The 6,746-nt window shown below is 46.1% G+C and carries 4 protein-coding genes; all 4 read right to left on the bottom strand.

All coding sequences use genetic code 11. The annotated features are described in order from the left end of the window. Positions 1-199: 199 nt before the first annotated feature. Entirely contained in the window at positions 200-1,594 is a 1,395-nt protein-coding gene (locus VN105_RS27070; RefSeq protein ID WP_325646145.1) for a sialate O-acetylesterase, read from the bottom strand. A gap of 58 nt (positions 1,595-1,652) precedes the next feature. Next, positions 1,653-4,121 (bottom strand): glycoside hydrolase family 95 protein, encoded by a 2,469-nt coding sequence (locus VN105_RS27065; protein ID WP_325646144.1) that lies wholly within the window; start codon positions 4,119-4,121, stop codon positions 1,653-1,655. A 146-nt stretch (positions 4,122-4,267) separates the two neighbouring features. Continuing rightward, complete coding sequence (locus VN105_RS27060; protein ID WP_325646142.1) at positions 4,268-5,806, bottom strand: glycoside hydrolase 43 family protein; 1,539 nt, start codon at positions 5,804-5,806, stop codon at positions 4,268-4,270. Between the two features lie 86 nt (positions 5,807-5,892). Further along, positions 5,893-6,746, bottom strand: an 854-nt coding sequence (locus VN105_RS27055; protein ID WP_325646140.1) for a family 43 glycosylhydrolase, incomplete at its 5' end; no start/stop codon positions are given.

The following is a 6,746-nucleotide window of genomic DNA, read 5'->3' as shown; positions in this document are numbered from 1 at the left end:
TTTTTAGTCTATGTTCGCTTAACAAGCATTCAGCTCAACTATTTATGCCTGGATAATGTGAAACATTGCAAAATGCGGGTAAAGCAGCGGGTGGGTTTATACTATGACAGACCTCCCAGATCTTAATAAACAGATACTGCAGGCGTATCCTACACCAGTTCCTCAGACCCAAGCAATTGAAGTAACCTCGCAGATATCTTTACTGCCCGATTGGCCAGCTATCAGTACGGAAAGGACCAACAGGTAAACCTTCTGAAGAAAAAATATTACCAATAGCAGCATTAGAGAAACCATATCTCACCGATTCTGGCTTCTCCACTTTTTTACTCCAAACGATCAGTACATCTTTTTGCAGCTTTGCAGATGCTTCATAGAAAACATGGTCTGCTCCGGCTATATATAGGGCGACTGGTGCTTTGCCATTGATCCTGAGAGAAGTGGGAACATTGGTGAAACGTAGCACTGCTTTGTTTTTGCTGATGCTCATTTCTTTAAATGCCGGGCTTTTCCAGGTAAATCCGGTTTTACCATAATTCTCCCCAAGTGCCCAATCCGCAAGCCTGTTACCAACTGTTCTCTTATCCTGGGGATGAATATCTTTCACATTTTCTGTAAGGTCAGATACTACGACCATCCCAGTTCCCGTAAGAACACTGCTGCGCGCCTGTGCCTCACGAAGCAATGCAGCCTGATATTCCTTTTCGTAAGTAAACGGTGCTATCTGGACATAGTAAAAGGGCAGCGGCTTATGCCATGCATCACGCCACGCCTGTATCATACCGGTGAACAACGGCGCGTAAGTTTCCGCGGTGTTCACGTTGGCTTCTCCCTGGTACCAGATAACTCCCTTTATATTGAAATTGAGGAGAGGCGCTATCATTGCATTATAAGCATAACCCGGTTTATGTGGCCACCATGCGGCCGGGGCCAACCTGGCGGCAGCGGCAGAAAGCTGTGGTTGATCGGTTACAAGATGCTCCGGCGCCCATACTTCCGCTGGTGTTCCTCCCCAACTGGCATTGATCAGTCCAACCGGTACGCCCAATAATTTCTGTAGCTTCGCTCCGAAAAAGTACCCTACAGCACTAAAAGGCTTCAGGCTGTTGCTGTCGCATACTTCCCAGCTTCCCGGGCAGTCGTCCTGCGGATATGCGGCCGTAGTTTTGGGTATGTTAAAGAACCGGATATTATTGTTACTGCAAACAGGCAGCTCGGCTGCTATCTGCCGGATGCCATTATAGTAGCTGTATTCCATGTTGGATTGCCCGGAGCATAGCCATACCTCACCGATCAGGATATTTTTCAGTACAATTTCATTGGATCCTTTTAGTTTTATTTCATAAGGCCCTCCTGCTGCTGGTGTATGTACTTTCAAAGTCCACTTTGCATCTCCGCTGGTAGTAACGGTCGCTGTTTTATTGTCCCAGCCCGTAAATACCATAATTTTTTCTGAAGGGCTTGCCCATCCCCAGATGGTTACACTGTCGTTTTGCTGTAGTACCATGTTGTTACCAACGAGTGCCGGCAGCCTGATGGCCGCATGAAGTACTGAAGGCAACAGCAATACGATACCGTAAAGAAGGAATTTTTTCATAATCGCGCTTAATATCTGGGGGGTAAAGATAACAACCGTACCCAATAAATGAAATGGGTCATTCCAGTGGTCGGATATGGCATTGCTGCCCTTTCTTCATTTTTACTGAAAATACAAAGTCATCACCTTCCGGTTTTGCCCTGGCTGCATCCACAAAGAACTCCCTGTTGTTCCTGATGCGGCAGATTTCATCAGTGGCGGCAGTGATGGTGGCTTTGCTCAGCTTCCCTTCAGACCATTCTATATCTACCGTAAACCCGCCCCGGGCCTTCAGGCCTTTTATCTCTCCTTCTTTCCATGCAGACGGCAGTGCAGGTAAAAGATGTATTTCTCCTAAATGGCTTTGCAACAGCATCTCCGTCATACCGGCCGTTCCGGCAAAGTTTCCATCTATCTGGAACGGCGGATGCGCGTCAAAGAGGTTAGGGTAAGTACCGCCTCCGCCCTTTCCGTCGGCGCCAGAATAGTTCAACAGCTGACGAATAAGTTTATATGCATGATCGCCATCCAGCAAACGTGCCCACCAGTTGATCTTCCATCCGCGGCTCCAACCCGTACCGGCATCTCCTCTTATTTCCAGTGCTTTCCTTGCTGCTGCGAAAAACTCCGGGGTATTCCGCTTTGAGATCTGGCGCCCGGGATGCAAACCAAACAGGTGGGATACATGGCGGTGCTGCGGATCTGTTTCCGCAAAATTTTTATACCATTCCAGTAATTCGCCATTGCTTCCCTTTCTCAATGGATACAGGTCCTTTTTTACTTCGGCTAACCGGTTGCGGAATGCCTCGTCTTTATCCAACGCTTCTGAAGCTTCTATTACATTCGTAAAGAGATCCCAGATGATGGACATATCCATTGTTGTAGCAACAGATACCGCCTGTGCGCGTCCTTTTGCATCGCGGAACTTATTTTCGGGAGAAGTAGAAGGCGCCGTAACCCAATAACCACTGCTATCCTTCACCAGCCAGTCAAGACTGAATAAAGCTGCCTGTTTCATGACCGGGTAAGCTTCCTCCAGGAATTTTTTATCACGTGTAAAAGCGTAGTGCTCCCACAAATGCTGGCAAAGCCAGTTGCCGCCCATATACCAGTTGGCCCACACGGGATCACCTTTTCCTAAATCTCCCACCGGGTTGGCGCAACACCATATATCTGAATTATGATGCGCCACCCAGCCATTGCAATGATAAAACTCACGGGCTACACGGGCGCCGGTTACTGAAAGACCCGTTAACCACCTTAACAGCGGAATATGCATTTCAGATAGATTAGTGCTCTCTGCCGGCCAATAATTCATTTGCGTATTGATATTAATTGTATAGTTGGAACTCCAGGGAGCTCTCAACTCTTTATTCCAGATACCTTGCAAATTAGCCGGCGGCCCTCCTGGCCTCGATGAAGAGATCAGCAGGTAACGCCCATATTGGTAGTATAAGGTTTCCAACGCAGGATCATATCCTCCTTCTGAATATGCCTTCAATCTTTTGTCAACAGGAAGCACACTGCCGGTATTATCTACAGCGCCTGTGTCTTTTAATGTAAACGAAACCCGGTTAAAATAGCGTTGGTAATCTTTCAAATGCTCTTGTTGCAGTGCAGCATAAGACCGTTTGGCCGCCCGGCTGATCAATGCATCAGCAATAGCCTGTTCATTTTTCCCCTCTCTGTCGGGGCATTTATCAAAACCGTTGAAGCTGGTGGCAGCGGACAAGATCAATACCAGTTCAGACGCATTCTCCACCTGCAGCCCTGAAGTATCTGCAGTGATCCTGCCTGTTTTGGCAATGGCTCTTACGCGGCACTGAAAGCGCATACCGTTGCAGCCCGTTGTATCTTCATAAATAACAGGCTGCCGGCCTTTAGGATTATAATAACTGGGATCGACGTGTGCGGGAGCCTTCCCACTCATGATCATTTCATTATTTCCTTTTGCAGCCAATGTGTAATGCAAAGGGCTTTTTAATGCCACAGAAAGATTAATAGCGCCGGAAACACCGGAGCGAATACGGACGACCATTACATTGGCAGGCGCCGCGCAGAAAACCTCACGAATATAATTTACACCATTAACAGTAAAACGGGTAGTGGCAGTAGCCGTTCGAATATCCAGTTCACGGTGGTAACCGGATACCCTACTGCCATTGAACGATTGCTTCAGGAGCAGGTCGCCAAGCGGCATATACGATTCGGTATAATAACCCTGCATCTTTCTGGCCAGTTCATTTGCCTTTGAATAATCCTCCTCTTTCAATAATGCCTCCCGTATGCGGGAAAGATACTGAAAGGCATCCGGGTTTATCTGTTGTTTTACCGGGCCTCCGCTGTAAAGCGTACTTTCATTCAGTTGGATAAGCTCTTCCTCAACCCGCCCGAAAACCATTCCTCCTATATGACCGTTCCCAACCGGCAACGCCTCTACCCATTCCGTAGCCGGCTTATCATACCACAAGCTGAGACCGGTCTGCGCACTTATTTGCTGGGTAACAGTAAGCAGAAAAATAATGAAAGGCAAAGCAGCAATGCGCATAGAAGTCATTTTTAGATTCTTGAATAATTAAATAAGATCTGTTTGCCAGATCATTTGCTTTGGAAGAATTACTTAAATCCATTCACCAACATCATTGCCTTGCTTGCCAACAAGTTCTACGCTGATTCTTTGTTACTACTTTTGCATCACTTCCTGTAATCATATCGAAACCAGTCAACATCCACGGACCCATTATCCTCTTTAGTATTAAAATTAAAAATCCCGATACGATCCCCCCGGTAGCTACCCCAGGTCAGCTTATAAGCGCTTCCGAAAGATTGGTAAAACTTACCATCCGTACTAAAAGCATAATGACTTACTCCATTCACATTCCAGGTTGACCTGAGCCAGACAGCTCTTCCAATGATCCTGATGCCAGAAGTATCCTTACCATTATTGTCATACACTAAGGTCCGTACGCCGTTTTCCTGTTTAACTCCAAATAAACTATGGCTGGACGTTGAAAAATGTGTCAATCCGCTGAACTGATTATCAGCCATACGGCTGATGTCGATTTTTACGGTTGCTACATTAAGAACTGTGCGCATGCTACGTTGCGTAAGCGTGTTTCCCGCCCTGAGTATGATATTTCCCTGTTTGTTTGAATGAACAGGCGTAAATGCATACAACCGGAGAAAACCTTTGCGTTCTGTTAAAGACCATTTGCCGGCCCGTGGCTGATAGTTCCATTCCCATTGAGCATTTAGTTTTCCGGCATTGAACCCGTCGCTGCTTTGAATCGAAACCTTCTTCCCGCTGGATAGCGGATTTTTACCCGTCCAAACCATGCGCCCTATTGTGTCGGCGTCTGGCTCACCAATGACCGGCCACCCATCAGTCCAATGAACGGGTAAAAGGCTGACCGGACGTCCGTCCCAATCACCACTGCCATGGTGGGTGAGAAAATACCATTTGCCTGCAGGTGTCTGCAATAATCCACCCTGGTTGGGTTCTCGGTCCAATTTCTGATCAACATGATTTAATTGCCTTATTTCCCAGGGACCGTACAGGTGTTTCGAGCGCTCCATCATGATCACGCGCCCTTCCGGCTTCACTTCGCTGAAACAGTGATAATACAGCCCGTTGAACTTATAAAGCTTATTGGCCTCACTTCCATTGGATTGATGTATGATGGAGTCAGACTCCATGATAAGACTTCTTCCATCCTGTGCCATTTTAAATAAATGGATGTTATACTTCTTTCCATTTTTAGGGTCAACTGCAAAGTTGGTAGCAATAAAATAAAGCTGGCCATCGTCATCACAAAACGAACAGCAATCGTCCCAGCCATTTACTCTCCATAATTGATGAACAAGTTCCCAGGGTCCTGCAGGATCAGTAGCCGAGCTCATAAAAAATCCCTCATCAGGCGTTCCGAAATACACCCAAAATTTGTTCTTATAATACCTGATGGAACCCGCCCAAATGCCCCTGCCATAACAATCCATCCGGTCCCAGTTCAACTTCGGACTAATTCGTGTGAGATCATTAACCACATGGCTGATAATTTCCCAGTTTATGAGATCTTTGGAATGAAGCACTACCATACCGGGCGAAAATTGCATAGTGGAAGATATGGCGTAATAATCTTCCCCTACACGTATGGCATCAAGATCGCTGTAATCTGCGGGTATAACGGGATTAACATAAGTTCCATCTTCCTGATCGCCCCAGCTTCCATTCATTTGGGCCCTTGAGCATAAACAGGCCAATTGCCAACAAAAAAAAAGTGATAAAAATCTGAAATACATCATCTGAAAATAATATCGCTTTAATAAATATGCCACTCCCAGATACCATTAACGCCACTTAAAATCCTGACCCGCAGATAACGGGCTTTAATATCCAATTTGTCAGTGTGCGGCGATTCTGCAACAACCTGCCGATCTCCTCCACAATCCTTCCATTCTTTACCATCTGCCGAACACTCCAGTACATAGGCATGGCCTGCAGTAGGCCGGACAAAATACACTTCACTGCGTTTGACATGCTGCAACTTTCCTAAATCCGCAATGATCCAGGATGTTGAATCTTCAGCAGCAGCCATCCACCTTGAACCATTTGCTTCATCAAAGGCAAACTGTGAAAAAAAAGATTCTGCTCTTCTAAACGAAGAATCTTTTTTTGATTTTATGGTCAGGCCGGTGCGAACACTTGATGTTTTTGAGTTAACGACGCTGATCCTTTTCTCATAAGGCACAACATGCAGCGCACCTACACCGTTAAGCGTTAAATCAACCGGGCGAATGGTTCCATCTTCATTAAACTCCAGCTTGTTCACATAGGTTTGACGGTTAGTGCTTCCACGGCCATATTCCAGGTAAGCAAAATAGTAATTATCAGTGCCGGGCACATTAAACACACAACCATGTCCCGGACCAAAGATCCGGCGATCATAATAGGTAGTGGCTATAATATCTTTTTCAGGAAATTCAAATGGACCCAGTGGCGATGTTCTGCTCATTCCATATGCATACTGGTATTTTTCATCACCGCCAAGGGTGTACAGGTAGTAATAGATCCCCTTTCGTTTAAAGAAGATCGGTCCCTCAGAATAACCCTGCCGCTTTGTAGAAATTTGAATAACAGAAGCAGTATCCACAGCAATCATATCCCGGTTCAGTT

Source organism: Chitinophaga sp., assembly GCF_035564935.1.
In the GTDB taxonomy this organism is placed as follows: Bacteria; Bacteroidota; Bacteroidia; order Chitinophagales; family Chitinophagaceae; genus Chitinophaga.
This window is presented reverse-complemented; position numbering and strand designations above follow the sequence as displayed.

Excerpts from the sequence above, each read along its gene's own strand:
- VN105_RS27065 (WP_325646144.1), bottom strand. The coding sequence starts at position 4,121 with ATGCGCATTGCTGCTTTGCCTTTCATTATTTTTCTGCTTACTGTTACC.
- VN105_RS27060 (WP_325646142.1), bottom strand. The coding sequence starts at position 5,806 with ATGAATGGAAGCTGGGGCGATCAGGAAGATGGAACTTATGTTAATCCC.
- VN105_RS27070 (WP_325646145.1), bottom strand. The coding sequence starts at position 1,594 with ATGAAAAAATTCCTTCTTTACGGTATCGTATTGCTGTTGCCTTCAGTA.